The organism is Aliterella sp. E5.1 (genome assembly GCF_057473825.1).
The window spans coordinates 1-3,037 of sequence record NZ_JBYCCV010000216.1 but is presented as its reverse complement, the minus strand read 5'-3'; the positions used below and the strand labels follow the sequence as shown (position 1 = coordinate 3,037).

The following is a 3,037-nucleotide window of genomic DNA, read 5'->3' as shown; positions in this document are numbered from 1 at the left end:
CCTTGCCGTACTGCTTGTTGCAATTTTTTTGTTTGCTCCTCGTTGAGGAATCCTTTCGCAGGCATCGTCCTTGTACTTTGAAGATTTTAGACTTTAATTTTATACTATTTAGAAGTCTATTAGCTTACCCCTTCGCGGATACCTCCAATAAATAGGGGTAATCCAGCATCGCTCAACATCTCTCTTGCTTCTGCTCCATCCCGCCGGGGTTTGGAAGGGATGCGAGTAATTAGAATGCGGTATTTTTCCGTCCCTAATGACTTAAGAGCATCCACAGTTTGCATCAAAGCATCAAGGGATAGAGCGTCAGGAGTAGTGGGTAATACCAACAGATCGCACCCTTCAGCTAGGGCTTCTAAATCTTCCTGTTCTGGTCGTGCTTGAGTGTCGATAACAATGTGTTGATATTTTGGAGCGTGTTTCGCAGCTTGTCGCTCGTCAATTACTTTGAATGGTAGATTCCCGCGTTTCGCCCAGCCCGTTGCCGAGCGGTTTGGATCGCCGTCAATTAGGAGGGTTTTGCCTTTGGGTTGTAAGTAGGCGGCTAAGTGAACTGCGGTTGTAGTTTTGCCAACGCCACCTTTGAACGATGCAACAGTGATAATCATATTGGTGGTCTGAACCATTGAGTTTGTACAATGCCAAAAACTTGAATCTTTAAGTTTTTGAATTTTTGAGTACGCAAATTTCTGAAACTAGGAAATCACGATTACTATAGTTACAGCAGTTCTCATTCCGATAAAGTACAGCTTTAGGATTTAATTACTGTGAGGTCATGCTTAAGGTGTACTGCACTCAAGTGCGAACCGCTATAAGTTACCAAAATTTTGAACTTTTAAATTGTTGAAACTTTAACTATGCAACTTTTTGAATAACTGACTTTTTGAGTACGCGGAAAGGTAAAATGATAGTGACTCTGTCAATACTCTACAGCCAGCAGGAGTAAATAGCTACTTGCAGGTCTAAAAGTTTAAAACGCCAAAATGTTGAAAACTCGATTATTTGAATACGCAAAAAGTTAAATAGCTAAAAGAAAAATAGTATGTCAAATGACCAGACTTCAATAGCTGAAGGCTATGATGACTTCCTCCGCGATTTAAAAGAACGTATCCGCAGCGCCCAAGTACGGGCGGTACTCGCTGTTAACCGCGAGTTGGTGTTACTTTACTGGCAGATTGGGAGGGACATTCTGCAAAGGCAACAGCAGCAGGGTTGGGGAGCCAAGGTAATTGAGCGCTTATCTGCGGACTTGCGATCCTCGTTCCCAGAAATGAAAGGTTTTTCAAGAACAAATCTTCTTTATATGAGGGCATTTGCTGAAGCTTACCCAGATGAGCAAATTGTCCAGCAGCTTGCTGGACAAATACCTTGGTTTCACAACTGCACTCTCCTAGACAAAGTGAAAAATCCTACCGAGCGGCTGTGGTATATCCAGCAAACAACTCAGCATGGCTGGAGCCGCAATGTTTTAGTTCATCAAATTGAAAGCGGACTGTACCGCCGCCAGGGAAAAGCGACTACTAACTTTGACCGCACTTTGCCTAAACCCCAATCAGAACTAGCGCAGCAGTTGGGGTTTGAGTAGCAAGTGCGACGAAAACAACGCTAAGGCTGAAAGCCTTGCGTAGTAGAGACTGTAGTTACTTATCACCAACAATCCGCTTTAATAATTGATTAACTTCACTCAAGATGAAGGCATCTGGATCAAACGCACCACCAACCCATTCCAACATTGATTCATGTTCGGGATGGTCTGGTTGTTGAATCGCCTCTAGGAAGTCTGCGTAGCCCCATACCCCACCACAGTCTTCCGGTGGACAAGCCCGTTTACCTGTTATACAAACTGGGTAGCGTATCAAGGGGTCATGAGGCAGCACTTTTTCTACCAAAATCTCATGCTCCCAGGAATCGCCCATGTCATAGGTGTAGAAGAATTTCTTCTTCTCTCCAGTTACGACTTTGCTTAACTTTACTTTCTGTTCGTTCTTTATATCCAAGTCAAGTTCTGGTAGGGGCTGACCATACTCCACTCCCCCAATCGAAAACCCATGCAGATGAGAATTCGTCCAACCCATCGACGCTTGAATAATCTGATGTAATTTTCCTAATGTGATATCACTTTTGACTTGCACCCGTCTCCAGATTGGCGGACGAAAATCTTTGAGCGTGATTTTCAGTTGATATACAGATTCAGCCTTTGATTGTAATTGATTTGCCATAGTAGGTTGTTTAACTTCAATTTGAGACTTAGGATTCGATTGTCGGTATCGTTTAACAATTTCATTAACCGTCGTCTTACTCAAGTGCAACGCCCCCGCAATCTGACGGTAGGAATTACCTTGCTCCACCATCAGTAATACCTTGGGAGTCAATCGGTCTGCTTTCACCCTTTGTCCAGGTTGCCTGCCTAGTTTCTGCCCCCGTGCCTTAGCTGCCGCGATGCCAGAACGGACTCGTTCGCGGACTAAATCTCGCTCAAACTCTGCTAATATTGCCATCAAATTCGCAATCAACCGACCTTGAGACGTGTTCAAATCAAATTGAATTCCCGTAGTAGCAATTAGCGACACACCCCAGGCGTGTAGCTCCTGTAGCGTTTGCATCAGGTCAATCGTGCTGCGCCCCCACCGGGTCATTTCAGTGACCAAGATGACATCAATCTTCCGGGCTTGTGCCATTGCCAAAACTTTCTGCCGCTCTATCCGGTTCTGTTTTGTGCCGGCCGCCGTGTCCTTCCAAATTCCTATAACCTGGTAGCCTGCTAAGTGGGCATATTCCAGTAGATCCCGCTCTTGACGCTCACAGGACTGATCGCTGGTTGAAACTCGACAATAAATAGCAACTTTCTGTACCAATTGAACCCTCGGAAACTTAGGGGTCTTGAGAGCTTACTGCACCGTTCTGGTTTAGTGTACCAAATAACTTATACTCTATTCGGTACGACAGAAAAAATAAAGTCATATGGGAACACACTCAACTTATTGGGGTTTCGCTATATCTACCCCAGAATGGTGAAGAAGTTAGGGGCGATCGCCCA

Annotated in this window: 1 protein-coding gene and 3 pseudogenes; 1 reads left to right on the top strand and 3 read right to left on the bottom strand. The window is 44.6% G+C overall.

The features are described 5' to 3' along the window. Nucleotides 1–119: 119 nt before the first annotated feature. Complete coding sequence (locus AC2VE5_RS25245; RefSeq protein WP_486890340.1) at nucleotides 120–608, bottom strand: ParA family protein; 489 nt, start codon at nucleotides 606–608, stop codon at nucleotides 120–122. Between the two features lie 434 nt (nucleotides 609–1,042). Here AC2VE5_RS25245 and AC2VE5_RS25240 point away from each other — a divergent pair. Continuing rightward, a pseudogene (locus AC2VE5_RS25240) lies at nucleotides 1,043–1,573 on the top strand (DUF1016 N-terminal domain-containing protein); the annotation flags it as partial. Between the two features lie 67 nt (nucleotides 1,574–1,640). Here AC2VE5_RS25240 and AC2VE5_RS25235 read toward each other — a convergent pair. Together AC2VE5_RS25235 and AC2VE5_RS25230 are read right to left on the bottom strand one after the other, a co-directional pair. Then, a pseudogene (locus AC2VE5_RS25235) lies at nucleotides 1,641–2,174 on the bottom strand (plasmid pRiA4b ORF-3 family protein); the annotation flags it as partial. 75 nt (nucleotides 2,175–2,249) lie between these two features. Continuing rightward, nucleotides 2,250–2,855 (bottom strand): annotated as a pseudogene (locus AC2VE5_RS25230) (recombinase family protein); the annotation flags it as partial. Nucleotides 2,856–3,037: the final 182 nt, after the last annotated feature.

Bases quoted from the DNA above. Each gene is read 5' to 3' on its own strand.
- AC2VE5_RS25245 (WP_486890340.1), bottom strand. From the start codon at position 608: ATGATTATCACTGTTGCATCGTTCAAAGGTGGCGTTGGCAAAACTACA.